We start from the raw sequence: 25,316 nt of genomic DNA, 5'->3' as shown, positions 1-25,316 counted from the left end.
GCATGTCTCATAACCTCACTGGCCGACCGCTCGCCAGTGCCGTTGCCTCAGCAGCGGTCGCGGCCGGGGTGTTGCTCGGTGGCTGCGCGAGCAGCGAACCGGTCAGCGAACCACCCGTCTCGACGAGCGCTGAGCAGATCATTGCGGGCGACCGTGCCGTGGTCGAGCTCGCCCAGGATCTCACCGACAGATTCGGGCCATTGCAGTTCAGCAGCGTCCGGGCGGGTGATCCGCTCCCTGAGCACGCCCGGGGTCTGGCCCTGGATGTGATGGTCCCCGGGTGGGACACCCCCGCCGGACAGCAGCTGGGCGATGAGATCGCGGGCTGGGTCTTCGAGCGTGCGGGGGACTACCGGGTCAGCTACACCCTGTGGCGCCAGCACTACCAACCGTTCCCGGCAGGCAAGTATCAGGCCGCGATGATGGAGGACCGCGGCAGCCCGGCCGCCAATCATCTCGATCACCTGCACATCACCGTCGACCCGGCAGGCGACGGCGATGTCTGAGCGACAGGCAGTGCGGCGGCCGGTGGCGGCGGTCCTCGCGGCTCTCGCCGCGCTGACGCTGATTCTCACCGGGTGCGGCGGCGACACCAGCCCCGGCGCCCCTGAACCGAGTCCGTCGGCCGGACACGATCACGACCACGAGCTGCCCGGCGCCCCCGACCCAGCCACCGCCGGACCCGATGTGGTCGCCGCCCAAGCGCTGTCGATGATGTTCACCTGGCAGCCGGTCACCGACCCCAGTAGCGGGGCAGCACTGCGGCGAGCCGCTCCGTGGCTCGGTGGGGATCTCGCCACCGCCGCGACCTCGACCCAGACCGCCGGACCGCAGCGGCCTGATCCGCGGTGGGCATCGTGGCGGCGCTCCGGCGATGTGGTGACCGCGACCGCCGACGTCGACGCCGGACACATCCCCGACACCCCCACCACCGCCGTGCGGCTGGTCACCGTCCGCCAACAGACCCTGCACGCCGACGGGACAACGACACCGCTGACCCCAATGCGCATCGAAGCCACCATCTCGCACACCGACGACGGATGGCGCCTAACCGCATTCACCGTCACCGCCGGATAAAACCCGCCGCCACCATCGCCCCGAAAGAGAGATCACCGGACATGAGCACCGCACCCACCGCCGCCGGATCTGAGCAGACCCACTCCCCGCTACCGCTGCCGTGGGAAGGAACGATGACCGTCGCCGCTATGGGCATCGTCGTCGCGGTGCTGGTGCGCTGCACCGACCACGTCGCTCGCACCAGTGACGGTGCGGTCGCTCTCACGCTGAGCAGGTCCCACGAATGGTTTACCACCGTCGCGAATGCGCTCACCGGGCCAGCGGTCATGACACTGCTGGCAGTAGTAGGCGCGGCGGTAGCCGGAGCCGGCCCCTTCCTCTCCGCCCGCCTCATCTTCGGCGCCTGGCCCGCACCGGCCGAACGGCCCGGCCGGGCAGCGATCATCGTCGCCTGCGCCGTCGGCGCCGCCAGCGTCTTCACGGCCGGATTCCTCTACACCGCAATCGTCTCCACGATGACAGCACCATCCATCCCGGCCGCTGCGGGCGCGGAAGTGTGCGGCGCTATCGCCGCCGGGTGCGCGCTGATACACCACCGGTCCCACACCACCTCCTCGGGCGGTGAGCCCGCCCGCTGACCACCACCGCAAGCACAGAAATACAGAAAAACAGAACCGCACAACTGATGAAGGAAATGAATGACCATGACACAAACCCAGGATTGGGACACCGCTGAGCACGCCGTCACCGACGGCGCCGAGCAGCTCAAGGCCGCCGCTGATCACCGCCAGATCCGGGCGTGGGCCATGGAGGTGGGGGTGGCCACGAAGAATCTGTGGCCGAAGGTCAAAACCGAGCTCCGCAAACAGCTCGATATCGACTATGACCAGCTCCGCGCCGACACCCTCGCCGCCGAAGCCGCCGACATCGAAGCAGCCTCCCAGGACGCACCGGTCATCGAATTGTATTGCGCCGGTGACGATGAAGTCTCCTCCTATGCGGTCTGCGCGGTCGCTGACGATCACGAATCGTGGTACGGCGAGTTCCACTCCAAAGACGTCATCTACCGGGCAGGCGACGAACTCTCGGCTGAGCGCTCGGCGGCCGATAAGGCGATCTACCTCGCCGGCAAAGCCCGCGAAAAAGCCGGCCTGGACACCGTGCGGCTCATCGTGCACACCAGCCACCACGACCTGACCGCCGAGGACCTCGCCGGAACCGCGTCGCGGCACCGGGTAGCGGTCAGCGTGGAACTGTCCGAGCAGAACCCGGCGATCGCGTTGTGCCGGGCACCGGGCTACCGCACCTGGCGCGAAATCCGCCTTGATGCCCTGTTCACCCCGGCCGCCTCATGACTGCCTCCGACCCGGCCGCCGAGTCCGCTGGTGGACCGGTGCCGTGGCAGCCCCGGTGGGAGCAGGTGCGCGGCCGCCATGGGCGGACGGTGATCATCGTCGAGGCTCTGGTGCTCTCTGCCGTAGCCGCAGCGGTGCCGCTGTACCTCCAGTTCGGCGGCTACCAGTGGACCGCCGGCGGCGGTGAGCAGGTGCGCGAGCTGCCACCGAACATCGACCACGTTCTCTCGTGGGCCTTGTGGACCGCGACGGTCGGTGCGGCGCTCGGCGCCGCGGTCACCATCGGGATCGTCGCAGCCCGTCTGCTCAGCCAGCTCCGCACCCCACCAGCTCAGTGGCGGCGCATCCCGGCCGCCGCCGGGTGGGCACTGATCCTCGGCGCGCTGTGGGCGGTGTCCTCGATCACCACCACCGGGGTCATCGTCAACGGCCTGGTCATGACATGACCCCCACACCACCCGCGCCCACCCCGGGCGAGCTGAACGGTGACCGAAAGGAGGTTCTCCTCAACCTGTTTCACACCCGCTCACTCTGACATTTCCGCTCACAACAAAGGACACAGCAATGACAACAACCCTTCGCAGGAAAATCGCTTCCGCCGCCCTGGCCGTGGCCGCTACCGCCACGCTCGCAGGCCTCGCGGGTACCGGGACTGCCTCGGCCGGCGCACCCAACCCACTGCCGCCCGGGCAGCTGATGGGTCCTTACGGATCAGTGGATCAATGCCGCGCCGCATTCGGCAAACCCATGCTCCCGAAAACCGGCTGCTTCTACTCCGTGTCCCCGGCTGGCTGGTACTTCGTCGGCGGCATCGGAGCCTGACCACCCCGAGCCGCTGACGCACCCCTCGGCGTGCGTCAGCGGCTCCACCCACCCGACCACACCCCACGACCAAGGAAACCCACTATGGGCATTCCCGATGACCCCGAAGCACTACTCGACGACGCCCACGCATCCCTCCTCGAAGCAGCCTCCCACCCCGCACACAGCATCCGGGCGCGCTGCTCCTTCCACCACGCCGCCACCCAAGCCAGCGACGTCCTGCTCCGGCCCGAATCCACTGCCACCCAGCGCGATCACGCCACCCGCTACCTGCATCAAGCGTTAGCGGCCGGACCTTACCAGGACACGACATCAGGTGGGCACACGTGAGCGCCAATAGCGCGTTCATCCTGACCGGCTGCGCGTGGATAGCCGTCATGGCGACGTGGGGGCCGGCAGTGTGGATGCTGGGTGAGGCGGCGATGGGGATGTGCCGCCGACGCCCCCAGGCCCTGTGGCCGCTGGCCGCGCTGATCGCGCTCGGGATCCTCACCGTTAGCGCAGCTATCACCGCCGTGATCTTCATGATGCTGGGTACCGAGATGATCGGCGGCCCTGACCGGCCCACGATCTGTGTAGGGACCGACGAGCTCGGCATGTGTCGGCCGACCGTTGATCGCAGCGGCCCCGCAACACCGCGGGCAGTGCATGCGGTCCACGTCCTGGCCGCGATGGCCGTGGTTGGTCTTGTCACCGATGCCGTCCTGCTCGTCAGCAGGCGATGGATCGCTCCGACCCTCACTCGCGGTGTGGGAGACCTCCTCGCCGCATCGGGCGGCACGCCCTCGGCCGAAGATCCTGAGACGCAGAGTGTTTCTGCGACACCACTTCTTGGTCACAACGATAGGAACACTTCACATGAGTAACGACAACGACCGCATCGGGATCGAACGGTACCGATGGACCTGGCGCGACACCGCAGAGGTGTTGACCTTCACCATCGCGAGCTGCGTAAAACTGAGTGTGTCGTCCGCAGTGCTGGCGGTGGCGGCAGTACTGCCGCTGTATGTGCGGTTCAACGACCCGGCACTGCTGATCAGCACGGCCTATCTAGCCCCACCGGTCGGCTTCGTGATCTGGGGGATTCGAATGTTGCGGCTCGGACAGGGCGGATGCGGACAGCGTTGCGGCTAAAGCTCCGACAGTGCCTCTACACCAAAGGCTTCCACAGTATTTCAGACGACAACCAGAAGGAGACAGACACCATGACCACACCTGAGGACTGGTTGCTGCTAGCCACAACGCGGCGGCGTGCCCTGCGGCGCAGCGTGATCCACGTGGGTCCGCTGCGGCGTAGCACATCCCCATCACCAGTGGCAGCCCGGCCCGCCGGTCACCGAATCTGGGGGGCGTGAGATGCCTACGACTCCAGGTCAGATCCGGGACCCGAAATCGTCGGAGGCGCCACTGATCTTCGGTGGCCTGGGCGTCCTGGCGGTGATCGTGGGTGGGGGATGGGCGGCATTGCAGTTGGCCGGTGGGCAGCAGGTGCCGGGCAACCCGATCACCGCCGCTGGGCAGCTCGCCCGCGGGCAGATCGTATGGACCACGGCCGCGACCGTCTGGGCGGTGGTGATGCTAGTGGCAGTTGTTGCCGTGGCCACGCTGGTGGCGGTGTGGTGGTCTCGCCGGCGGGGGCAGCGCCTGCGGGTCGATTCCGCGGCCGCGCATATGGGCCGGGGCAAAGACATTGCCTCCCTGACCCGTTCGGCGGTGACCGCGAAGGCACGATCACTGGGCGTGGTGATGCCTGATCAGAAGGACTGCCCGTATTGCAGTCCCGGGGTGCCGATCGGGGCCACCCTGACCGGCCGCACGGAGCTGCTCGGGTCGTTTGAGGACATGTTCATCGCCATCTGGGGTCCGCGCCAGGGCAAGTCCACCTCCCAGGTCATTCCCGCGATCTGCGAAGCGCCCGGTGCCGTGCTGGCCACGGAGAACAAGCGAGGCAATCTCGATCACACCCGGTATGTCCGTGAGCAGATGGGCCGCGCGGTGTGGGTGTTCGACCCGCAGCGGGTGGCCAACTCTGAGCCGGTGTTCTATTGGAACCCGCTGTCGTATGTGACCACCGAGGACAAAGCGCAATCGTTGGCCGAGCAGTTCGCCGACGGCGACGATGGGGCGGCCGCGAAGAAAGACCCGTACTTCGACCCCGAGGGCCAGGATCTGGTCGCGAACCTGCTGCTGGCCTCCGCGCTGGCGGGCGAACCGATCACCACCGTCTACGAGCGTCTGACGCGCCGCGACCGGTGCGCCGAGGCAGTTCGGATCCTGCACCAGCACCGCTACGACCTGATCGCCGCCACCCTGGAGGCGCGCCTGTCGTTGGCTCCCAAACAGCAGGACGGCATCTTCGGTACGGCGTTGAAGATGGTCCACTGCTTGCGGTCTCGGCAGATCGCTGCGTGGATCACCACCGGCCACGGCGATGTGCGCCCGCACCTGGACCTGCACCAGCTGGTGCGCGAAGGGGAAACATTGTACTGCCTCTCCCGCGAAGGTGTCGGGTCGGCCGGCCCGCTGATCGCTGCGCTGACGGTGGCGACCTGTGAGGCCGCCGAGGACATCGCGACCGCCTCACCGGGCGGGCGGCTACCGACGCCGATGCTGTGTGCGCTTGATGAAGCGGCCAACGTCGTGCGGTGGCGACGTCTTCCGGCGCTCTACAGCCACTACGGCTCGCGCGGCATCAACATCATGACCGTGTTGCAGGGCTGGTCCCAGGGTGTGGAGGTCTGGGGCGAGAAGGGCATGAACCAGTTGTGGAGTGCGGCGAACGTGAAGGTGTACGGCGGCAACGTCTCTGAAGAGAACTTCCTAGAGTTCCTGTCCAAACTGGTGGGGGATTATGACCGCCAGACCGCGACCGTGTCGCGCTCGAAGGGCAGCGATTCCGTCTCGCGCCACATCACCCGCGAACGGATCTTCACCGTCGCCGACCTGCAAGCCTTCCCCCGCGGCCGGGCGCTGGTGTTTTCAGCCGGCAACCCCGCCACCTTGATCAAAACGGTGCCGTGGATGGCCAAGCCCTACGCCGAGCTCATCAGGGAGTCGCTACGCCGCTACGACCCCGAAACCACTACCGACACAACACCGGCAGGCGCATCGACCGCGCTTTCCGGCGGCGCAACGAAAAGAACAGGAGAAATATCGCGATGAGCAGCACCAATGGGACCACCTCGGATCTGGACAGTGATCTGGCCGGCGAGTTCGCCGACGATCTCGACGCTGAGTTGAGCAGTGGCGTCCAGAGCAGGGCGCAGGCCGTCCCGGACGAAGAGCCGCCGCCGGAGCCGCAGTTCGCGTCGGTGTACGACTTCGTGGAGCAGCACCTGGTGCTGATCTATGCCCGCAACGTCAACAAACCCGGCCGCCGCTGGTGCAAGCAGTGGTGGGACCACAAAGAGGCGATGAGCCGGTTCGAGGCGCTGTGGCGGGCGTATGAGCAGATGCGCACCGACCCGGGCAGTGCCATGTCGAGCTGGTGGCTCGACCACGCCGACCGGCAGATGGCGGTCCTGCTCGATCCTGATGGCCCGTTCGATGGGTGCTCGGCCGAGTTCGACCGCCACGAACCGGCCGCCGACTACCTACCCGTCGAACCGATGACAGACGACTTTCTGCGTGAACTGATGAGCGGCAACTACTCCGAAGGGAACCGATGATGGAAGAGCACGAGAACGAAGAACGCGAACTGACCAGCGGTATGGAACGATCGCTGGCCGCCTCGATCGCCGCGGCGGCGGCACTGATCGAGTCCTTCGCGCGTCGCCGCGCCCGCCGCGACCGCGACGCCGCCCGCCACCTGACCGGCGATACAGACCGCACCGGCGGTGGCGCCAGCGACACCGCCAAGAGCATCACCGAGCAAGCGGGCATCCAAACCGCCGCGCGGGCCGCACTGGCTGCCGGGCGCGAGGATTCAGAGTTCTGGCGCACCGCACCGACCGAACTGCTCCACGAGAAGATCATCGCTGAACACGGCATCGACCCGCGCCGGGTCGGGGAGTTCGGGACCGACCAGCAATGGATCACCCAGGCACCCGGCCCCGAAGTCCTGTCGGTCTATGCCGCTGCTGACCGGTGGGCCGAGCTGTCCGAGGCCGCGGCCTCAGTCCGCGAGAACATCGCTACTGAACTGTCCAACTACGGCCTCAATATTGATGAGCTGCAAGGGCAACCACGCGGCGGCGCTGCCGAACAGATCCACACCGCCCGCGCCGAATACTGGGCCCAGCGCGGATACGACCCCGACGGCACCGCCGCCGAGCAGGCCGACGCCGCCAAAGACGGCGAGCACGTCGAGCAGCTCCTCACCCAAGCCGGTCACATCGAACGCCAGGGCGACCGGTATGCCGGCTACAGCGAGGACGTGCGGGCCACGGGGGACCGCCTGGCCGCCGATACCGGACGGCCCGCGACGGCATCGGTAGGGCTCGACAAGACAGCGAGCAGGTCCGAGCAGATCACCGCCCACCGCGGGGACACCAGCGCCGGACAAGCCGCGGCCGTGGCCGCGATCGACCATCCCACACATCCCCGCGATGCCGTCACCGCCAAATCGCGTGCACCCCGGCGACCGGCACCACGAAAGAGCGCTGCGCGAGACCGCAGCCACGGCCGGTGACCATCACCATGTCCACCCACGATCGCTGCCGCCCTCATCCGGCGGCGGCGATCGTGCACGGCCGCAGCGCCGCTCATCCGCTCCCGACAGCCGCCGATATGGGCGCCGTCATCACCAGCGGGCTCGCCGGGGGTCTCGATGTCAGCCTCGAGATAATTCCCATCGCCTACACGAGTGGGGAGGTCCTGATCCTGATCGGCGGCTCCGACGCCCACCGGGTCGCGGGCGCGATCACCGCCGCACCCACCCAGTACGGCCTGGCCCGCGCCACCCTCACCGAGGACCTGGGCCACAGTCACGACCCGGACTGATGCCGCACTGCTAAACTGGATAGTGTCCTGGTGAAGAGCCAGGAAAGTAAGGCCGGGAGCCCGCACGTTTTGCGTGGTCGCCCGGCCTTTGCGCTATCCAGGGGCGTGCACGGCTCTCACGACACCTCGTGAACGGTGACCAGCGGGGCCACCGCGGCGCGGGCACTGCCTCCGGCCCCGTACGCCCACGCCACCAGATCCGCCGCCCACAGCAGCTCGTGAGCGGTCGGCCGATCGATGGCCACCCGCACCCGACTCAGCGCCCCGATCCGGGCCAGCTCTCCCGTGAGTACCGCATGGTCTTGTTTGTCCTGGGAGCACGACTCGACCAGGATGCGGGTCGCGCCGGCACCGGCGGCCAACCGCGCCAACGGCTCTAGACACCGAGTGCGCACGGCGCGATCGGAGCTGCGCCCCGTCAGCGCTCCGACGAAAATGTGGGCTTCGGCGATCGGCCGCAGCCGGACGAACTCGGTGATGATGCGCTCGCGGTTGCGGGTTTCATCCTTCATGTGCAACCGGTCCCGGTTGCTCGGCTTGAGCTCGCGCATCATCTTGCGTGCTGACGCAATGTCGCCGGAGGTAACGACGGCCGCACACAGCAGATAGTCCCGGCGCCGCGACTCATCAACAAAAATCTCCACCGCACTCATTGCACTCCCACACCTATCAGGGTCAGTGGTTCTGCTGGTACTGGTGGATGGAGAACGCCGACAAGTCATCGATGAGGTACAGGTCCGCGACATGTTCGATGGCGCGGGCAGTGGGGCTGTTCGGCTCAAACAGCAGGACCGACACCAGATGATCACTGAGCCGATCGACGCGCCCCGGCCCGGGGGAGTAGTCGACGACGAAACATTCCACCTGCTGCCCCGGCAGCGACAGCGGATCGACCACCAGCACCGCGCGAGCGGCGCTGATCGCGTCCTCAGGCCCCAGCACGGTATGGGTCGGCAGATTCGACCGCAGCGCGTCGCGAGTCGGGATCGTCAGATCCCGTGCGCCGCGCCTCGGCTGGTTCAAAAATCTGGTCACCGCTTCGAGAAATGCCGCACCCACAATCGCGTGTGCCGCTGCGCACGCCGTGATCGAACACCGCTCGGCATCGAGCACCAGGCGGCCTGTCGGCAGCGCGAGCGCCGCGCCGCTGGTGGCCGTCACCGGCCGTAGTCGTCTCGGTCGCGGCGCGTCTGGGTCGGTGACGGTGAGCGCACCGCGGCAGGCGCCGACGTGGTGCGGGCCGCTGGTGTCGCCGCGGCTGTGGCGGCGGGACGGGCCAGACGCAGCCCGTCGGCGCGGGCACTGTCTGTGATCTCGCTGTAGCGGCCTGTGGCCGCATCGATAGCGGCCCGCAGCTCCCTGGCGCGGTCGAGTTCGCCGCGTGCCTCGGCGGCGTCACTGATGGCCCGGCACGTCGCGGCGACCTGCCCGAACATCGCTACCCACGCGAAGCGGGGATCGTCGGTGCCGGCGGCGATGATCATCGCCGCCGCGCGGCGCATGATGCTTCCCGCGTGCGCCCCCTGCGGGCGCGGCGGACGGCGCTCGCCGGTGGTCGCCGCCAGCGCATCAGCTATTCGAGACAACTCCGCGGGCTGCTGGCGCTCAGCGGTGCTCGCCCACGCCGACACAACCCCCGCAGCTTCGCCCGCCGCACGTGTCCACGGCGCGTCAGCACCGGTGAGCGCGCCTCGCCATTTCTTCGCGTCCTCGTACGCAGAGAAGTACTGCGGTCCGGCTTTCGGGGCGCTGCCTTTGTCCGCAAGCCCTGCCGCCCGACCCCACGCATAGGCCGTGGCCTTCTCGGTGCCAGGGGTGCGTAGCCACCGCGACCGCAGCGCCGGGAGAGACAGAGCATTGTCGAGTTTCCCGCCGCCGTGCCACACCGGCTTCCCGTAGCCGTCGGCATAGATTGATGGCCGCAACGCCACCGAATACCCGACCACCTGCTCGGTGCTGCCCGCGGCGAAACGCGGCCGGATCAACACCTCCCGATGGGTGTACAGATTGCTGACAAAGCCATCCTCGGTCGTCACTCCCTTCGCCGCAGCGGCGACGATCGCGCGGAGCCGGTCTTTGGCTTGATCGGCCGTCACACCCGCCCACGCCCGGCTCTGCCCCTCAGAGGTCGCAGGCGAATGCCCGCCGGCGGGCAGGCTCTCGCGGCTGTGTGCCCACGCGCTCACCGCATCAGCGCGTGCCCCCTCATCGGGTGCGGCCCAATGCTCCCGCAGGCGCGGCAAGGACAGATCGTTGCCGAGCTTGCCGCCGCCGTGCCACACCGGCCGCCCATCGGTGGTGGCGTACGCCTCGGTGGGCAGCGCCACTGAATACCCAACGACGGTCTCGGTGCTGCCTGGCGCGTAACGCGGTCGCACCAGCAAGCCGTGGGCGCGGGCCATCCGTACGAACTCTGCTTCGGACTCGGCCGCAGCGGCGACGCCGCGGACCCGGCGCGCGAGCGTCGTCTTCGCCGGCTCGGCCCGTCCGGTGCGGGCGGCGATGTTCTCCTGGGCGGGGGAGGTGCCCTTGGCCGGAAAGTTCTGTGCTCGCCCGGTCGTGACTTTCAGCCCGTGCGACTCTTCCAGACGCGCGCACACGTTCTGGGCCCGCCACTTGTCGCCCTTGGGGCGTTGCTCACCGGGTTCGGGGAACCACAACTTGACGACACTGCCGTCATCACGCACGCGTGAGGCAGCGATGTGGATGTGATCGCCGCCCGCCTTGGACAGACCGTGACGGATCGCCACCCACCGCGCCGGAGCATCACCCTCGGAGTCAAACCCCATGCCCACCATGAACTCCTCAGCGATGCGCTGCCACCGCTCATCCGATAGCCCCTGTGCGGTCGCACCATCCGGAGTCAAGGCGTCGGTTTCCTCCGGCGACAACGACAGCGAGCAGTGCCACACATTCTCATCACGAGTCGCCAGCGCGATCGCCGCCTCACCCTTCACACCGCGCTCCATCGCCGCTGCCAACGCGCCCTTATCGCGGCGGGCCACTTCGGTACCGAACACCAACCGCGGCATATCCAGATGCTCGGCCACCGCCGCCGCCTGCTCGCGTGTCATCACCATTCCCGCGCCACCAGCGATGCTCACCGGGCCGCTACTGGCCGCAACCACATGCGGGTGGGCGTGCTCATTAGCCCGCCCCGGACCGGCCAAATACATGACCAGACCCGTCATCTTCCCGCCGTTGCTGATGTTCGGAATCACTCGCGTTTACCCTCAAACCCAAACGCTGCTTCGAACGCCCCCATCACCCGGCTCAGCGCACGCCGCACCGCCTCCATGGTGGGTTCAAAGTCAGCCGGAATGCGCTGCTCGGAGTTCGCCTGGCGGGCGATCTGATTCATGTTGGTACCCAACGCCGCAATCAGATTCTGCATCTCACACGCCTGCGTGAACGCTGCACGCCGCGTCTCATAATCCACCGACGGACCCTGCTGCTCCGACAACGCCCGCGACACCATCAACCGCTGCACCGACACATTCGCCACCTGCGCCCGCGCCCGCAATAACGCCGCCTCATCAGCGCTGACCTTCACCACAAAACGGCCATCCCGCCCACCAGGCACATTCGCCCGACGACGACGCATAATCGACCGCGACGGCCGCCCATCCCCACCCGCCTCGGTCATCACCACGCCCCTTCCGTCATCGCCGCCCACCGTTGCGCGAACCCCGCTGCCCAGCGCGGGAACTCTCGTCCGGCCCAGCGCAGCGAACCCACCCCGTGGGGACTGCCACCAACACCGTTGATGGCCAACCGTACCGCGACCAGGTACGGTTTTCAAGCATTTAGGGCACCTAAATGACAGCTTGCTCCGCGAGTAGCCGCGTCAGCGGGTTCCGAGCGGAATCCCGCGCGCCTTCGGCGCGACAACAAAACTGCATCGCCCTCCGGGCGATTCCGTTCGCCCTTCGGGCCACGCACAGCACGGCCTGCCGGGTGCGCATCACGGCGCGGCCGACGCCGAGCAAAGCGCTCAGAAACGTCGGCTTAGGACAGCGGGGGATTCGCGGACGGGAACGACGTGCCTCCCGGCTGGCCGTTATAAGAGAACGGGACCGCGAGTAAGCGTCAACAGGGACGACATGCGCTGGGGCGCGAAAGAAGGCGACCGGGAAAAGGCAGCTCCGACGGGTCCGATGTCGCTACGGTTGCACCGTGAATTCCCAGATCCGGAATGATGACGAACCGATCACCACGAAGGAAGAAGATCTCTTCGGCCGAGACGGCTATGCCACGCGCGTCGCCGAACAGATCGCCGCCACGCACTCAAACAAGGCGAGCGTAGTGTTCGGACTCACTGGGCCGTGGGGCAGCGGCAAAACGTCTCTAATCAATCTTATCGAGAACGCGCTTGCTCTCAAGGGTGGCGAGTATTCAGTGGTCCGGTTCACGCCGTGGGCCGCGCAGGACGTCAGTAGTCTTCTCGGCGAGTTCTATGCAGCACTATTGAGCGCACTGCCGGAAAGCAAGCTCGACACAGCCCGACGGGCGTTCGGCAGTCTCCTGCGTATCGCGGCACCTATGGCGATCGCCATTCCGATCGCCGGCCCGTCAGCGAGCGCCGCAGCGACAGCCGCTGCGGACTCTCTTACAGAGCATCCGGCGTGGAACAAAGCATTTCAGACCGCTGCGGATCAAATAGCCACCGGTTCCAAAAAAATATTGGTTGTGGTCGACGACATAGACCGGCTTCAGGGCGACGAGTTGTTGACCGTGCTCAAGGTGGTCCGACTCCTCGGCCGGTTCCCCGGTGTGCAGTACCTCCTCGCATACGACCACAACTCGCTGATGCGCACACTCGAAACCGCGCGCACAGCGGGGTCGGCCAGCGAGGCCCGGCGCTACATCGAGAAAATGGTGCAGTACCCAGTCCCGGTCCCAGCTCTCATCGGCGCGCAGATCGTCAGTTTGCTCAACGCCGGCATAGCCGATGTGATGCAGCGTCGACGTCCCGATAGTGACTTGACGGATATGCACAGACTTCGAGATCTCGTACCGACCATGCGCGCCACATTGATCACACCTCGGTCAATCGGTCGCTACATCTCGCAGTTGGACTACGACCTCAGCATGCATCCGCCCGGCGAGACCGACATCGAGGACGTCATGGGCCTTACCCTCCTACGCGTAGTCTTCCCGGAGCTTCATACCAAACTCCCGCAATACCAACACCAGCTCGTGACAAGCCCCACTTACGAAGCTGCGACAGGCAGTATAGGGACCGGTGAGTACGAGCCGTTCAACCCCGACGATCTGCTCACCGAGCTCACTCCCGCCGTCAAAGAACACGCACGCACGATGCTGCACATGCTGTTCCCCAAGTTAAAAAGCGATCACAACTTCAACCCTCGGCGGGGAGTCGCGACGCAAAGTTACTTCGGCCGCTACTTCACGATGGCGATCCTCGCTGACTTCGACCTCCCAGACAGTGTGGTCGGCGAAGCCATACAGGCAGCCGTCGGCGGCGGCGACGGCACCGAACTCCTCAAACTGCTACACACCGATAAACAAACTCTCGCATTCCTCGCCCTCGACAAAGCGCAAGAAGCGTTCTCGGCGGAACTTCAAAAAGAGACAACGACCGCCGGCAGAGACCAAAAGTGCCTTGCGCTGCTAACTCTGCTGGCACCCGCGCTCGACGACCTCGGCGAGCCTGGAGCGTTTCTGTTCACGCTTCAAGACTTGGTCAGCCGATGGGTGGCCCGAGAAGTGCTGGCAGCCATCTCCAACGACAGCGACCCGGCGAAGGTCGCGGCCGCTTTGACACTGATACACGTACCTCGAACACGTATCGCAGTCCTGCATCACGCAAAATCGTCCCCGCAAATGCAGGGCACGCCGCAGTGGTGGGCATCAACGCTCGACGCAGCGCTACCCGACGCACAGGAAGAGTTTCTGAACCACTTACGGGAACAGGACCACGCACCCGAAATTCGTGACGATCTGATCGAGTTTTTCCGCCTTGCCTACGCCGTCGGCGTTGACCTCGACCCGCTACGCGACGGCATCGCAAGCGCGATCGCAGCCGGAGAGTTCGGCATTGAGCACCTCGCGTCTCGTTTCATCACCACAGATCTCGCCAACCAATTTTCTCGAAACCAAAATGACTTCGACATCATCGCTCCCCGCGAAGACTACAAGTGGTACGCGCAGCCCGAGCACCCGTTCACCGTCGACGCCAACAACTGGACAGGCCGACGAATACTGGCCGCTGGCCGAATCGAGAAACCAGACGATAAATGAGAACCCAGCGGCCATGCCTCTGCCGCGGCTTGCGCGGTCGGCCCTCAGGTGTGCGCCGCGTTGGCGATGGTGACTTCGCCGTCAGCAGCACCAGTCTCATTGTATTGCCGTACGTCGCAACGCAATGGACACGCCGCCCCCTCGCCAGGCAGCGAGGCAACAAACAGGTTCGATCCGGCGTTACGATGAGAATGAGGGACCACCTGGTTCGTCAGGTGTGTGGATGCATATTTGCCGTCTGTGTTCACGCGCTGCTGTAAGCGAGAGGGTTTCCCTTTCGTCTCCGTTTTGCCGTCAACGAGAGAAGAGAACACCGCATGTCATCTACTGCTGCGATCGATTTCGACACCATCGAAGCTCAGGTCCGCGCCGACGCCGAACGCAAAGTCACCGTCCTGCGCGAGATCGTCGACACCCACACCGAACTCACCCGCGAACGCGAGGAGCTTTTGTCCGCCGACGCCGACCGTGTACGGCGACTGACCGCGCTGCTGGCCGAAGCCAGCGCGGCCGGGTTCGACCGCAAAACTTTGGCACCGTTCCACGCCGAACCACTGGGTGCCAAACGCCCCGCCACCCGCAAGCGAACCGCCGCGCCGCGTGCACGCACCACCCCGGCACCAGCCGACGACACAGACAGTTCAGCGGGCACCACACCCACCACGTCGACGGCCGCCGATGCTGCGCCGGTGGGCGGCTGAGGGCGATGCTGTTCACCGTCCTGTGTGCGGCCGGTGTGATTGTGGGTGCGTTCATCGGTGGCCTTGCGTTGGCGATGGCGCCTGAGCCCGATCCGTCGCGCACGCAGGCGTCCAGGGACAGCGGTACGAACCCGTGGCCGACGGTCGTGTGCGGCGCGGTCGCCGTCGTCGTCGGCCTGGCGGGACTGCTCACCCAGCTCATCGCGGGCTGGGGATAGAGCACCGACTGTAGTCGCGCACTCCGGTGTTAGCGGCCGTAGTCGTCGGTGTCGCGGCCCGGCCGCGAACCCGGCGGCCGGCCCGCGGCGGGGGGATCGCTCGCACCCGGCGAGGTGGTGCCCCGTGATCTCGTCGCGTCGCGGGGATGGGTGGGGTGATCACGCCGCGCGAACTTCGCGGCTTGGCGTGCGGACTCGAACCGCGGGTCCGCCGGCGGCAGGCCGGGGCGGGCGATCGTGATCCGGTCGAACACCGGGACCAGCTCGTGGTGATGCGGTGTGTACTGCCCCAGATCGGGGCGGCTGAACTCCGATTGCTGATTCCACAACGCCCGATCGATCTTGGCGTAATCGATGTCGTACCGCGTCATCTCGGCCATCTGAGAGATAAACAGCTTGCCCGCACGACCGTTGCCTTCGCGAAAACAATGGGCCGTATTGATGTAGGCATAGACCTTCGCGGACTGTTCCACGAACGCTGCCCGGTCCAGCTCCGGCCACGCCGTGGTGGCGATGATGTGGGCGGTGTCGGCAAGGTAGGACCCGATCCGATCGGGTGTGGCGAACGCAAGCCGCCCCTTGGACATCTCCACCTCGCGGTACTGACCCGCCCACTCATACACATCGACAAATAGATGCGCGTGCAACGCTTGCAGATGCCGTGCGTCGAACGTCCGGTCGATCGGCACTGTGCCGCTACGGATTTCTTGTTCGCGCACCGCCGCCCGGAAGTACTCAAACTGATCGAGCTGAGTTTGATCGGCCAAGCCCCGCTTGTTGATCAACACGGTGGTACCGGGCCAGAAGTAGTCGTTCCATCCCCTCACCGGCAACCCCGCATCACCCGGCGGGCGTTACTGCGCGCGTGCGCCGAACCGGGCCGCCATCCGCGCGTCACTGCGGCGGACAGCTTCGTCGCCGTCGATGTCGCCGCGGACCAGGGCGGTCAGATCCGCAATATCCGCCGGCTCCGGCGTCCAGCCCTCCAGCACACCGTTGGCAATGGTGTTGTGCACCGACCACCGCTGCTCGATGCTCAAGCCAGCGAACAGCTCCGGGTACCGCAGCGCCCACCCCGGTTCCTGAGACGTCGTCATAACAGTCATGGTAGATCCCTCTCCATCGGTCCGGGTGTTTCCAAGCCCAACGGCTGCGAGCTCGGGGCACCGGGTTCGCGGCCAGATCGGGCCGCCACGAGCTCAGCGAGCATCCGAGCAACTTCCTCCTCCGCAGTGCTCTGCCCACGCAGAACCCGCAACGCCGCAGCAATGTCACCGTCAGTCAGCCCGGAGCCTTCCATCACTTCACCGGCGTTCACTCCCGCCAGGATGCGGTGCTCCCTGGCGGTCACCGGCCGATCAGCAGGTGGCACCGGCTCCATCGCTGCGTCCCTTCGCGCGGTCAAAACAAGGTCCCCTGAACCTGCGCCGCCTTCTCGTCAGTGAACCGCTCATAAGCGGCGGCCATCCGTGCCACTGCCGCCAAGGGTTCTTCCAGCTCGACGGCGATCTGTTCCCAACTCAGGTGTTCGTCGTAGTGCATGTGCCAGGCCATCGCGTGCACGTCTTGCGCCCGCAACACCGGACCACCCACCGGGCCACTGGTCGTCGTCAACGGCCGCTGCGGGACGCTCACAGCTTGGCCAACTGGTCGCGTTTGGTCAGCCACAACTCTTCGGCCCGCTGCTGATGACCAGTCAGGTTCGCCCAATGCCCGGCCAGCTCCTCAACACTCACCGTCTCGCGGACCTGAGCCATCCGGGCCAGCAGCCCGGCGTACCCGCGCCGGTACCACTGGTCGATGACCTTGGCGGCCAGGTGCGGCAAATCCACCCCGCCGACCACCGGCCCCCGGGTGGGGGAGGTGATCGCCAACAACTGCCCCGCCACCGCCGGCAGACGGCCAGTCTCGAACAACTGCGCCTGCACCAGCGCCGGATTCGGCGGTGCTCCACTATCAAGGACCACACAGATCGCCTCGAAAATCTCCCGGTGCGCGGGGCTCCAGAACGGATCCCACCGCTCGGTGACCGCCATGATCTGCCGGACCTGGCGGGCCATGTCGGCCGGCGCCCACATCAGCGCGGTGAGAAAAGCAGCCTCGACACCAGAGGTGACAGCGGTTTCGGTATCGAGGTCGGCTCCCATCCCACCGGGGAACTCGCTGGCAGACAACGCGGATTCGTCGACTGCTCCCGTCTCAACGACGGCGGGTTCGTGTAGGTCGCTGGTGGTGATGGTCATCGTCTCGTCCCCCTCGTCTCGGTCACTCGGCGACGTGGGCATAAGCCAGGTCCGCGTACACACATCCCGGATCGTGCGGGTCTGACAGGTGCTGTTCGCATTCGGTGCAGCAGTCATCAGGCCCGTAGCGAAGGTCATCGGCGGCCTGCCATGACCGGGTGGTGTGGGTGTGCTCGGCTCGCTGGGCCAGTTCCTCCAGGCGCGCTGCCACCTCCAGGTCGCCCGCACGCCTCGAGGCAGCAGCTTCACGCCGGTAGTGGACGGCACGGTCGGCGTAGCTACTCGGTGTCCGGGTGGTGCTCGCAGTCATGATGTGCTCCTGTCTTTTCACGCGGCCTGCGCGGCAATCGCCTTGATTGCATCGGGCCGGAAACCGCTCCAATGTGCCTCTCCGGCAACAACAACGGGGGCTTGCAAATATCCCAGGCTCATCACGTAATCCCGCGCCTGATCGTCTTCGGTGATGTCGACGACGACATAGGGCAGTCCAGCCTTGTCCAGGGCTTTGTAGGTGGCGTTGCACTGCACGCACGCTGGCTTGGTGTAGACGGTGATCGTGGTGTCAGTCATGGTAGAGAGCCTCCGCTGGTTTCGTGCGACTGGTGTCGGTATCAATAGGTCCATTGTATCGGTTTATGCGTTGTGCTGCAACCGTTTTGGGTAACCAGTGGGTCACTTGTTGAACAGCGTGCGGCAGTGGGAAGGGTGTCATTTCCTGATATCCGCCGCTCTCGTGGCCCCGGTGTCAGAGTCCAGTGGTGACGGGGAGGAAAGTCCCGCGAAATAAGCGCAGCGCGTGGGGCTTTGGTGCCCAGAGCCACTTGACTCCGGCGGTGGGGCTGTTCGAGATACTCCAGCGGGTCAGGCAATGCCACCGAATCAGGTGAAAGTTTCGGCGTGCGCCTGGCCATCTGCGCGAAGCGTGGTGGGGCCGGGCTCGATGCCCGGCTCCACCAGTCCCGGCGTGAGCCTGGCCGCATTGCTGGGGCCGACCCCCGCTGGGGGATTTCAGTAGCGCGTGCGTGCGGGGGTGGGGGCGGCGAGGTCGGTGATGTTCAGCGCCGACCCAATAGCGGCGCCCATGTCGTAGGGCTGACCGGGCAGGGGTTCGCCGAGATAGGACAGCCACCGGTCCGGATCGATGGTCAGCATGGCCACCGACCGATGCAACGTGTTGTAGGTCAACGTGTCCGGGTCGATGTTCTCGACGGCGAACGCTGCGGCCATCTCACGGTTCTCGCTAAGCATCTGGCGGGCGGCGGCTTGCACGGCTTCGTCGGAGAATCCGCGTGCGCCGTTGATGCCGTCGCAGTGATAGTCGCGGACCTCGGGCAGCTCGGCCGGGTCGGTGCAGACCAGCTTGGCGTCGATCAGGTCGTAGCTGTCAGTCATGCCGTTGAACTGCGCACCCTGAAACTGCGACCACTGAGCTTGGGCCTGGGTGTAGGTCGGTCCGTCAGTCCAGGCGACCCCAATCCACGCGCTGGCGGTGCCCCGGTTGCAGCGCACCGAAAACTTCACGTCCGGCCACACCGCACGCAGGTGCTTACGCAGTTCGGCGGCGGTCTCTTTCGTGCTGTAGCTGGTCATCTCTGGTTCTCTCCCTTACCCATTCGGCCGGAACCTCCGTGACCGGAGGCCCCTCATTTCCTGATACCTGGCCGCATTCGCAGACGGGCCGCAGGACCAAGAAGGGAGCACAAAGAAACCGGCGCGAAATAAGCGCAGCGCGTGCCGGTTTGTTTGGGGGAGTCTCTTGGTCCGCAGGTCCGGCTGTGGAAAGAATCGGCCTATCAGGGAATGAGAACCTCCCCGCTGTTGGGAGGACAGTTCTGTTGCGCCGCAGGCGTATCCGATCAGATGACCGCGCAGCGGGCACATGTGCGATGCCCGTGGGTATAGCACGAGCGGTGTGGAAGAGCCTGACCCGCGCGCCTTGGAGTGGTCGGACGGTTCCCCGGGGGAGGGAACAACGACCCGCACGGGTCAGGCTCGTTCCTGACACTAACAGAAAGGTAGGACATCCAAGCGTTACGAGGTTTGTTATCGTGACGGTCAACTTTAGGGAGGGAATGTTATGAGGAATCGATTCAAGCGTCTGGTTGCCGGTGTTGCCGCCGCGTCAGCGATCGCCGTGGGTGGCGGGCTGGCGGTCGGTACTGCACCCGCGACCGCTGCCGACGTTCGAGAAACACAGGGGGTGTGGGTCATCACCCTGACCCATGAGGAGACAGTGGCCGCCTCGCAGGTCGGGGCGGGCCATGTCATCAATGCCGTGCTGGGCAACGATCACTGGCGCGTCACCCTGGATGAGGATTCCAGGTACAAGGGCGGCAGCTACTACCGCCCCGACAAAGCCCGCATGTGGAGCAACGTCACCGGCCAGCAAGTCATTTCCGAAGCCGCCGCCCACCGGGGCGGATACGTAGTGCTTGGGGTGTTCCCCGACAACCCGGACATGCCGCTCTGGGTCGCACAAGCCTGGTAACCGCACCACTGACCGGGGATCAGTGTCCTCACACCGATCGTCTCTGACACGCCAGAAGGGACCCACCTCCATCTGTGAAGGTGGGTCCCTTACTGTTAGGCGCTCTCGATGGCCGCGATGCCGAGGGCTTCATCGAGGTAGTAGCCGGCCCTCTCCATATCCCGGTGCCCGGCGGTCGGGTCGGTCAGAACCGTGTTCGCCAGGCTCTGGGCATGGTGGGCAGCTGATCGTTGCCGGTCGGTGCCGTTCTCGGCGGCGACGGCCTCGTGGATGGCTTGCCGAGTGTCTTCGAGAAGCCGGGAGATGCTGGAGGTGGACATGATGGTTGGCCCTTTCGTTGTGGGTGGCGATTGACGCCTTGCGTTCGCGCTGGGCGGGGTGGGCAGTCAACCCCGAAGAGTCCCGGCGGCCGGAAATGAATTTCATGCGAGCGCAGCGAGTGTGGGATGAAAATCGTTGGAGCGCAAGGGCGCAGCGCAGCGGAGAACGGGCGAGAGCGCAGGGGCGTGGGTTGACAGGTCGGGGTCCCCGGTCAGCGACACTGAGAAGGCGCGCGCCCCCGGTGGTGACCACCGGAGCGAAGCTCGGGCCGAAGGCACGACACAAACACTGGGGGCGGGTGAGAGAAGTAGGGAGCCTGGCCAGCCGCACTCTGAGAACACGCTTGGGACGGGATTGTCCCGGCTGACCAGGCTCGTTCGCGACGTTAGCAGCGTGCGGCCTCTGCGGCACGCACGCTGCCGGGGCAGGAACCGGTGTAGTTCCTGCCCCGGCTTCGCTGAGGGTGGTTAGTCCAGCGGTACCTCATCGGCGGTGCTGTCGCCGCAGATCACCTCTTCGACGTCGGAGAGGGTGTACCCGAACACCGCGACCAACATCTTGAGGTAGGTGGCTCGGTGGGCGGTGTAGCTGCGATCGGTCTCGCGCCACGCGCTTTTGGGCATGTCGGCCTCGTGCGCGCCGATCGCGATGGCCAGGTTCACGATGTGGCGGCGTTCGGCGCTGGCCCCGGCCATCGCCTCCCCCGGCTCGCCGCCGCCCAGGAACTGCCGGGTGAGCGCTTGGGCGTTGCCGTCTTGGCGGCTGTAGCCGAACAGATCGTGGTTGTTCCACATCGTGGCCGCGAGGAACTCGGCCACCTGCCCGATCGCACCCTTCGGCAGCGTCTTACGGGACAGGTATTCGGCGATCTTCTCCCGCCGGACCTGTAGGGCTGCCTCGGCTTTTTTGTTGAGCGCGATGGTCTGCCGCCGCGCGGCGCGGTCGGCTTCCTTCTTCGCGTCGATCTCGGCGTCGGTGGGCATCGGATCGGCTCCGGCGGACCCGTGGCCGTAGGTCCGGGCCTGTAGTCCGGCCGCGTCGGGATCGGTGACGTACCACTGCGTGGCCACGGCGGTGTCTTCGGTGCGAGTGAGCGACCGCATATCGAGCAACCCGTCCTGCGGGGTGGCGTCGGGGTCGTCTTCGTCCAGGGACCAGTCGATGAGGTCTTCATCGACCCGGTTGCCCTGCGCGTCGGTGTAGTAGTCCTCGAACTCGACACTGACGTACGCCAACCGGTAAGGGGCCTTGACCTGCTCGATGTCCTCGACCGCGTTGCCCTCGGCGTCAGCGAGGCGCGTCAGCGGCTGAGCCTGCCCGTTGTAAGCGGGCCGGTTGCCGGTCGCGGCAATACCCTGCTCGGCGTACTCCGCGATGGCGGTACGGACCAGGGCACGTTCGGCGGCGGTGTCGGCCAAATGCTGAGCGACGTGCTCGAACCGTCCCTGCGCTGCCCCGGCCAACAACCGGGCGGTGGCATCGGGGTCGTCGTCATACTGAGCCAGGGTCGCCGCCTGCTCCAACGTCAACTCACCATGGGTCTCGAACGCCTCCAACGCCGACGCGGAGCTGGCCGTCGCCAGCGCGTGGTCGACCTGCTTTTTACTCGTGCGCACGCTTTTCGAGATCTTCGTGGCCGACAACCCCGCCAACGCGAGCTGCTCGATGGCGGTGACCTCATCACGCCGTGTCAGGTTGGTGCGGTGGGTGTTGGCGACCATCTGATCGATGATCCGCGCCGCTGTCGCCGCCTTATCATCGTTGGTGTCGTCGGCGGGGACGATGTACACCGGGATCGTCGCCAAACCTGCTTCAATCGCGGCAAGTGTTCGGCGCTGCCCATCTCGCACGAGAATGTCAGTGCCGGTCTCTACGGCCAGCACCGGCAGGCGGATACCGTCACCAACTGAAGCGATGAACTCTTTCGTCAACGCCGTGGTGGTGCGAATATTGGTGTCGATGACCAGGGTGGCCGGGTCCAGGTGACGCAATTCGCCTACGCCAGTGGTTGTTGCGGTGGTGGTGTTTGCCATGAGTGTTCTCTTTCTCCTACTGTGGGTTGAGAAAGCAGGCGGGCCGACTACCGATCGGCCCGACTGCTTTTTCTCGTGTGACCGATAGACCGAGTGGCTACCGGGGTTCTGGGGTAGTGCCTAGCGGTTGATGCGGATCTGGTCGGTGGGGTAGACCACGAACGTGCGGGTGCGTCCTGCGGTGCTGCGGGCGATCAAGGTGATGACGGGGTATTCGGTGGCGCTCTCGCCCCACTCGGTGCCGGTCACTGTCCAGGCTTCGCCTGATCCGTCGGTGAATACCGCTCCGGCTGTGATCTGCTGGGCCGCAACCACTGTCGTGGCGGACTTTCCGATTCTGTCGGTGCCGGTGTCGGCCAGGAGCTGGGCGGCGATCGTGCGGATCTGGGCCAGCCGGTTGACCTCGGTGAGGTGGTCGTGGGCTTCGTGGTACCAGGCGGCGCGCTGGGTGCCGGTGGTCGCGATGTCTTCGGCGTTGCCGATGTAGATAGCTGCTTCGCGGGCGCTGCGCTCGATCGCGTCATCCAGGGCGGTGCACCAGGAACAGGTCTGCTCGACCATCGCAGCTTCGAACGTGATGCCGCGCAGGGTGGCCGACAATTGGACAGCGGCCATGTTCGGGGTGGCGATCGTCAGGGCGTCGAGTTCGGTGTAGAGGTCGTTGATAGTCATTGCGGTAGAGCTCCCTTCGTGAGGGATGAGGCTCTGGCCCTGGTGACCAGAAGTTCCTCATTTCCTCATAACTGGCCGCATTCGCAGACGGGCCGGAGGACCAAGAAGCGGAGACAAGAAAGGCCCGCGAAATAAGCGCAGCGCGTGGGACTTTGTTGGTGGAGTCTCTTGGTCCGCAGGTCCGGCTGTGGAAAGAATCGGCCTATGAGGGAATGAGACCTCCGTAGGAGGAATACAGTTGCGCCGTAGGCGTATCGGAGTAGGTGACCGCGTAGCGGGCAGTCATGGACGCGGCAGCGGACACGAGAAAGGCCGGCCACCTGGCGAGAGTGGCCGGCCTTCGGGTTGGCGTGTGACTCCCCCTCGTCGACGCTGGGAGCCAGCTGTGCGGGAGCTGCGCTAGGTCGCGGTAGGGCTTGGTGCCGCGGTAGCTCTAGGTGGTTTGTCGTACGTCGGGGATGTGGGCGAGGGGGGGTCAAGCGTTAGGTGGCTGCTACTCGTGTCCAGTGTGGTCGGTCGTTAGTGGGGGTTCCACGTGTCATCGAAGTCGGGCATTATGGTGCTGGTGACGGACTGGGATCGCAACAGCCGGTCCGGCGTTGACCTCCTATGGCCGGGTCTTCATGGGGTGACGCAGCGCCCCGGGGTCGTTGGCGCGGGCGGGGTGTGGATTCGCGACGTCGGTGTGCTGCCTTCGCCCGGACTCATTGTCGACTTCTCAGCCATCACGCCGTTTAGCCTGGCGGGGCTGGGTTTGGCGCGTGTGCGGCGGCGCGGCCGGAAGGCCCCTGTGCCCGTGTTGAGCCATCTGGCCCTGGACCTCAGCAACCGGCGCGCGGTGTCAATCATGTACCAGGTGCATCCCGGCGACGTCGAAACGCCGCTCGCGCGTGGGATGTTTCCCGACGAGCACCCCGCAACCTGGACGACAGCGCTTACCGACACCCACCACGTGCTACTCACCGTGGCGCACTGCGCACCACTTCTCGACGCTCGCACACCACAGGCCGCGATCGGCGCGCTTGATGACGCGTGGACCGGACTCATCGGGTGCGACGAAGAGTGCGTCACGCGGTCGAAGTTATTTCCAGCCATTGCCTGCACGCGGCATTCTCGGCTTCGTGCTGCCGAGTAGACAGGTGCCGCCTTCGGATCTGATCCGCTCCTGACATAATGGCACTGAGGGGGACCCATTCGATGGTCCAGTCGCTATGCGGCTTGGGGTTGGTGGGTCGTGGTCCACTGTAGGGCGAACTCGGCGGGGGTGAGTCCGTGGTGGGCCGAATGGGGTCGGTTGGCGTTGTAGTCGATCCTCCAGTCTTCGATGATGACCCGGGCTTCGCGCAGGGAGTCAAAGCGCCAGGAGTTGAGCAGCTCGTCGCGCAGGCGGCCGTTGAACGATTCGATCCAGGCGTTCTGCCACGGGGAGCCGGGGTCGATGAATAGTGATCCGGTGCCGTTGAATCGGCACCAGTCGTTGACGGCGTGAGCGACGAATTCCGGTCCGTTGTCGAACCGCACGTAGCACGGTGGACCATGTATCAGGGCCAGGCGGTCGAGAACGTCAACCACGCCATCGGCGTTGATGACGCGGTCGACGTGGATCGCCAGGGCTTCGCGGGTGAACTCGTCGATCACGTTGAGCATTTTGATGGTTCGGCCGTCGGCGGTGGTGTCGAATTGGAAGTCCATCGCCCAGATCACGTTCGGCCGGATTGGGCACATCGCCCCAACCGCGGTCCCGATTCCGGTGAGCCGTTTCTTCCTGCGGCGCTGGGGAACTCGCAGCCCCTCCTCGCGCCACAGGCGGCGGATGCGTTTGTTGTTGACCGTGAAGCCCGCTTTGCGCGCGGCGATCGCGGCGCGTCGCCAGCCCCAGCGGGGCCGGTCGGTGGAAAACCCACGTAGCCAGGACCGCAGCTCGGCTTCCTCCGCGGTGATCGGCGCTGGGTGCAGTCGCATCGTGGAGCGGTGGATGCCCACCACAGCACATGCTCGCCGCTCAGATACCCCGAACCGCTCACGCAGCATCGTCACGGCGCTGCGCTTGCGGTTCGGGGTCAGAAGTTTCCCGACGAAATCTCCTTGAGCATGTCGATATCGAGGGCCTGGTTGGCGACCAACTTCTTGAGCCGAGCGGGACTGCTGCACGGATAGGTGACATCTGATCTGGCTTGCCTTCGGGCGGTCGGGAAGGATGTAGCTGTGCCTAAGCCGTACCCCCAGGAGTTCCGTGAGGAT

Annotated in this window: 33 protein-coding genes and 1 pseudogene; 18 read left to right on the top strand and 16 right to left on the bottom strand. The window is 65.9% G+C overall.

The annotated features are described in order from the left end of the window. Nucleotides 1–2: 2 nt before the first annotated feature. From ABZ677_RS24280 to ABZ677_RS24220, 13 genes are all read left to right on the top strand, one after another. On the top strand, nucleotides 3–506 hold the full coding sequence (locus ABZ677_RS24280; protein ID WP_358374064.1) for a hypothetical protein: 504 nt from the start codon (nucleotides 3–5) through the stop codon (nucleotides 504–506). Continuing rightward, complete coding sequence (locus ABZ677_RS24275) at nucleotides 499–1,077, top strand: hypothetical protein (protein WP_358374061.1); 579 nt, start codon at nucleotides 499–501, stop codon at nucleotides 1,075–1,077. The genes ABZ677_RS24280 and ABZ677_RS24275 overlap by 8 nt, the downstream gene beginning before the upstream one ends. 41 nt (nucleotides 1,078–1,118) lie before the next feature. Next, nucleotides 1,119–1,655, top strand: a complete 537-nt coding sequence (locus ABZ677_RS24270) for a hypothetical protein (protein WP_358374058.1) — start codon at nucleotides 1,119–1,121, stop codon at nucleotides 1,653–1,655. Between the two features lie 60 nt (nucleotides 1,656–1,715). Continuing rightward, nucleotides 1,716–2,372 carry a hypothetical protein gene (locus ABZ677_RS24265; RefSeq protein ID WP_358374055.1) on the top strand — a complete coding sequence of 219 codons (657 nt, stop codon included), beginning with the start codon at nucleotides 1,716–1,718 and terminating at the stop codon, nucleotides 2,370–2,372. Further along, nucleotides 2,369–2,818: a hypothetical protein gene (locus ABZ677_RS24260; RefSeq protein ID WP_358374052.1), complete on the top strand. Its 450-nt coding sequence runs from the start codon at nucleotides 2,369–2,371 to the stop codon at nucleotides 2,816–2,818. The genes ABZ677_RS24265 and ABZ677_RS24260 overlap by 4 nt, the downstream gene beginning before the upstream one ends. A 118-nt stretch (nucleotides 2,819–2,936) precedes the next feature. After that, complete coding sequence (locus ABZ677_RS24255; protein ID WP_358374049.1) at nucleotides 2,937–3,194, top strand: hypothetical protein; 258 nt, start codon at nucleotides 2,937–2,939, stop codon at nucleotides 3,192–3,194. A gap of 84 nt (nucleotides 3,195–3,278) precedes the next feature. Further along, entirely contained in the window at nucleotides 3,279–3,524 is a 246-nt protein-coding gene (locus tag ABZ677_RS24250) for a hypothetical protein (protein WP_358374047.1), read from the top strand. Further along, nucleotides 3,521–4,060, top strand: a complete 540-nt coding sequence (locus ABZ677_RS24245) for a hypothetical protein (RefSeq protein WP_358374044.1) — start codon at nucleotides 3,521–3,523, stop codon at nucleotides 4,058–4,060. Before ABZ677_RS24250 ends, ABZ677_RS24245 begins: the two co-directional genes overlap by 4 nt. Further along, entirely contained in the window at nucleotides 4,053–4,328 is a 276-nt protein-coding gene (locus ABZ677_RS24240) for a hypothetical protein (RefSeq protein WP_358374041.1), read from the top strand. The genes ABZ677_RS24245 and ABZ677_RS24240 overlap by 8 nt, the downstream gene beginning before the upstream one ends. A gap of 222 nt (nucleotides 4,329–4,550) precedes the next feature. Continuing rightward, on the top strand, nucleotides 4,551–6,356 hold the full coding sequence (locus tag ABZ677_RS24235; protein WP_358374039.1) for a TraM recognition domain-containing protein: 1,806 nt from the start codon (nucleotides 4,551–4,553) through the stop codon (nucleotides 6,354–6,356). After that, nucleotides 6,353–6,862, top strand: a complete 510-nt coding sequence (locus tag ABZ677_RS24230; protein WP_358374036.1) for a DUF4913 domain-containing protein — start codon at nucleotides 6,353–6,355, stop codon at nucleotides 6,860–6,862. The genes ABZ677_RS24235 and ABZ677_RS24230 overlap by 4 nt, the downstream gene beginning before the upstream one ends. Next, nucleotides 6,859–7,824, top strand: coding sequence for a hypothetical protein (locus ABZ677_RS24225; RefSeq protein WP_358374033.1), 966 nt, complete (start codon nucleotides 6,859–6,861; stop codon nucleotides 7,822–7,824). The genes ABZ677_RS24230 and ABZ677_RS24225 overlap by 4 nt, the downstream gene beginning before the upstream one ends. Then, nucleotides 7,821–8,135: a hypothetical protein gene (locus ABZ677_RS24220; RefSeq protein ID WP_358374030.1), complete on the top strand. Its 315-nt coding sequence runs from the start codon at nucleotides 7,821–7,823 to the stop codon at nucleotides 8,133–8,135. The genes ABZ677_RS24225 and ABZ677_RS24220 overlap by 4 nt, the downstream gene beginning before the upstream one ends. 116 nt (nucleotides 8,136–8,251) lie before the next feature. Here ABZ677_RS24220 and ABZ677_RS24215 read toward each other — a convergent pair whose 3' ends face one another. Genes ABZ677_RS24215 through mobC form a run of 4 tightly spaced genes read right to left on the bottom strand, consistent with a single transcriptional unit; the run spans nucleotide 8,252 to nucleotide 11,781 of the window. Next, nucleotides 8,252–8,788: a hypothetical protein gene (locus tag ABZ677_RS24215; protein WP_358374027.1), complete on the bottom strand. Its 537-nt coding sequence runs from the start codon at nucleotides 8,786–8,788 to the stop codon at nucleotides 8,252–8,254. Between the two features lie 22 nt (nucleotides 8,789–8,810). Continuing rightward, on the bottom strand, nucleotides 8,811–9,296 hold the full coding sequence (locus tag ABZ677_RS24210; protein WP_358374024.1) for a hypothetical protein: 486 nt from the start codon (nucleotides 9,294–9,296) through the stop codon (nucleotides 8,811–8,813). Then, nucleotides 9,293–11,356, bottom strand: a complete 2,064-nt coding sequence (locus ABZ677_RS24205) for a relaxase (protein ID WP_358374021.1) — start codon at nucleotides 11,354–11,356, stop codon at nucleotides 9,293–9,295. Before ABZ677_RS24205 ends, ABZ677_RS24210 begins: the two co-directional genes overlap by 4 nt. Continuing rightward, nucleotides 11,353–11,781: a plasmid mobilization relaxosome protein MobC gene (mobC, locus tag ABZ677_RS24200; protein ID WP_358374018.1), complete on the bottom strand. Its 429-nt coding sequence runs from the start codon at nucleotides 11,779–11,781 to the stop codon at nucleotides 11,353–11,355. Before mobC ends, ABZ677_RS24205 begins: the two co-directional genes overlap by 4 nt. 530 nt (nucleotides 11,782–12,311) lie before the next feature. Between mobC and ABZ677_RS24195 the strand changes: the two genes are divergently transcribed. From ABZ677_RS24195 to ABZ677_RS24185, 3 genes are all read left to right on the top strand, one after another. Beyond that, nucleotides 12,312–14,399, top strand: a complete 2,088-nt coding sequence (locus tag ABZ677_RS24195) for a KAP family NTPase (protein ID WP_110472737.1) — start codon at nucleotides 12,312–12,314, stop codon at nucleotides 14,397–14,399. A gap of 317 nt (nucleotides 14,400–14,716) precedes the next feature. Continuing rightward, the gene (locus tag ABZ677_RS24190) at nucleotides 14,717–15,100 is read left to right on the top strand and encodes a hypothetical protein (protein ID WP_110472736.1); all 384 of its coding nucleotides are present in this window, start codon (nucleotides 14,717–14,719) and stop codon (nucleotides 15,098–15,100) included. 5 nt (nucleotides 15,101–15,105) lie between these two features. Next, a complete protein-coding gene (locus tag ABZ677_RS24185; RefSeq protein WP_110472735.1) occupies nucleotides 15,106–15,318 on the top strand; it encodes a hypothetical protein in 213 nt (70 codons plus the stop codon). 29 nt (nucleotides 15,319–15,347) lie between these two features. Here the strand turns inward: ABZ677_RS24185 and ABZ677_RS24180 are convergent, their stop codons facing one another. The 8 genes from ABZ677_RS24180 to ABZ677_RS24145 all read right to left on the bottom strand — a co-directional run bounded on the left by ABZ677_RS24180 (nucleotide 15,348) and on the right by ABZ677_RS24145 (nucleotide 19,151). Next, complete coding sequence (locus ABZ677_RS24180) at nucleotides 15,348–16,106, bottom strand: Fic family protein (RefSeq protein WP_358374014.1); 759 nt, start codon at nucleotides 16,104–16,106, stop codon at nucleotides 15,348–15,350. Nucleotides 16,107–16,172: 66 nt separating this feature from the next. Next, a complete protein-coding gene (locus ABZ677_RS24175) occupies nucleotides 16,173–16,415 on the bottom strand; it encodes an antitoxin VbhA family protein (RefSeq protein ID WP_110472733.1) in 243 nt (80 codons plus the stop codon). Between the two features lie 5 nt (nucleotides 16,416–16,420). Continuing rightward, entirely contained in the window at nucleotides 16,421–16,723 is a 303-nt protein-coding gene (locus ABZ677_RS24170; RefSeq protein WP_358374010.1) for a hypothetical protein, read from the bottom strand. Beyond that, the gene (locus ABZ677_RS24165) at nucleotides 16,720–16,953 is read right to left on the bottom strand and encodes a hypothetical protein (protein ID WP_110472732.1); all 234 of its coding nucleotides are present in this window, start codon (nucleotides 16,951–16,953) and stop codon (nucleotides 16,720–16,722) included. Before ABZ677_RS24165 ends, ABZ677_RS24170 begins: the two co-directional genes overlap by 4 nt. Then, nucleotides 16,950–17,561 (bottom strand): DnaB-like helicase N-terminal domain-containing protein, encoded by a 612-nt coding sequence (locus ABZ677_RS24160; RefSeq protein ID WP_358374007.1) that lies wholly within the window; start codon nucleotides 17,559–17,561, stop codon nucleotides 16,950–16,952. The genes ABZ677_RS24165 and ABZ677_RS24160 overlap by 4 nt, the downstream gene beginning before the upstream one ends. Before the next feature lie 22 nt (nucleotides 17,562–17,583). Further along, nucleotides 17,584–17,871 (bottom strand): hypothetical protein, encoded by a 288-nt coding sequence (locus ABZ677_RS24155; protein WP_110472788.1) that lies wholly within the window; start codon nucleotides 17,869–17,871, stop codon nucleotides 17,584–17,586. 17 nt (nucleotides 17,872–17,888) lie between these two features. Continuing rightward, nucleotides 17,889–18,131, bottom strand: coding sequence for a glutaredoxin-like protein NrdH (gene nrdH / locus ABZ677_RS24150; RefSeq protein WP_110472730.1), 243 nt, complete (start codon nucleotides 18,129–18,131; stop codon nucleotides 17,889–17,891). 438 nt (nucleotides 18,132–18,569) lie between these two features. Continuing rightward, nucleotides 18,570–19,151, bottom strand: coding sequence for an LPD29 domain-containing protein (locus ABZ677_RS24145; protein WP_110472729.1), 582 nt, complete (start codon nucleotides 19,149–19,151; stop codon nucleotides 18,570–18,572). A 487-nt stretch (nucleotides 19,152–19,638) separates the two neighbouring features. On the opposite strand from ABZ677_RS24145, the gene ABZ677_RS24140 reads away from it, so the two are divergent. Continuing rightward, nucleotides 19,639–20,049, top strand: coding sequence for a hypothetical protein (locus tag ABZ677_RS24140; RefSeq protein WP_358374002.1), 411 nt, complete (start codon nucleotides 19,639–19,641; stop codon nucleotides 20,047–20,049). Between the two features lie 95 nt (nucleotides 20,050–20,144). On the opposite strand, the gene ABZ677_RS24135 is transcribed toward ABZ677_RS24140, so the two are convergent. From ABZ677_RS24135 to ABZ677_RS24125, 3 genes are all read right to left on the bottom strand, one after another. Beyond that, the gene (locus tag ABZ677_RS24135; RefSeq protein WP_358373999.1) at nucleotides 20,145–20,369 is read right to left on the bottom strand and encodes a hypothetical protein; all 225 of its coding nucleotides are present in this window, start codon (nucleotides 20,367–20,369) and stop codon (nucleotides 20,145–20,147) included. Nucleotides 20,370–20,837: 468 nt separating this feature from the next. Further along, a complete protein-coding gene (locus ABZ677_RS24130; protein WP_110472726.1) occupies nucleotides 20,838–22,403 on the bottom strand; it encodes a ParB N-terminal domain-containing protein in 1,566 nt (521 codons plus the stop codon). Nucleotides 22,404–22,523: 120 nt separating this feature from the next. Further along, nucleotides 22,524–23,075, bottom strand: a complete 552-nt coding sequence (locus tag ABZ677_RS24125; protein ID WP_110472725.1) for a hypothetical protein — start codon at nucleotides 23,073–23,075, stop codon at nucleotides 22,524–22,526. A 535-nt stretch (nucleotides 23,076–23,610) separates the two neighbouring features. Here ABZ677_RS24125 and ABZ677_RS24120 point away from each other — a divergent pair. Next, nucleotides 23,611–24,210 carry a hypothetical protein gene (locus ABZ677_RS24120; protein ID WP_358373996.1) on the top strand — a complete coding sequence of 200 codons (600 nt, stop codon included), beginning with the start codon at nucleotides 23,611–23,613 and terminating at the stop codon, nucleotides 24,208–24,210. Between the two features lie 74 nt (nucleotides 24,211–24,284). Here ABZ677_RS24120 and ABZ677_RS24115 read toward each other — a convergent pair. Beyond that, nucleotides 24,285–25,213 (bottom strand): annotated as a pseudogene (locus tag ABZ677_RS24115) (IS3 family transposase); the annotation flags it as partial. Between the last annotated feature and the right edge of the window lie 103 nt (nucleotides 25,214–25,316).

This window comes from Rhodococcus sp. NPDC006774 (genome assembly GCF_040636045.1).
Lineage (GTDB): Bacteria > Actinomycetota > Actinomycetes > Mycobacteriales > Mycobacteriaceae > Rhodococcoides.
This window is presented reverse-complemented; position numbering and strand designations above follow the sequence as displayed.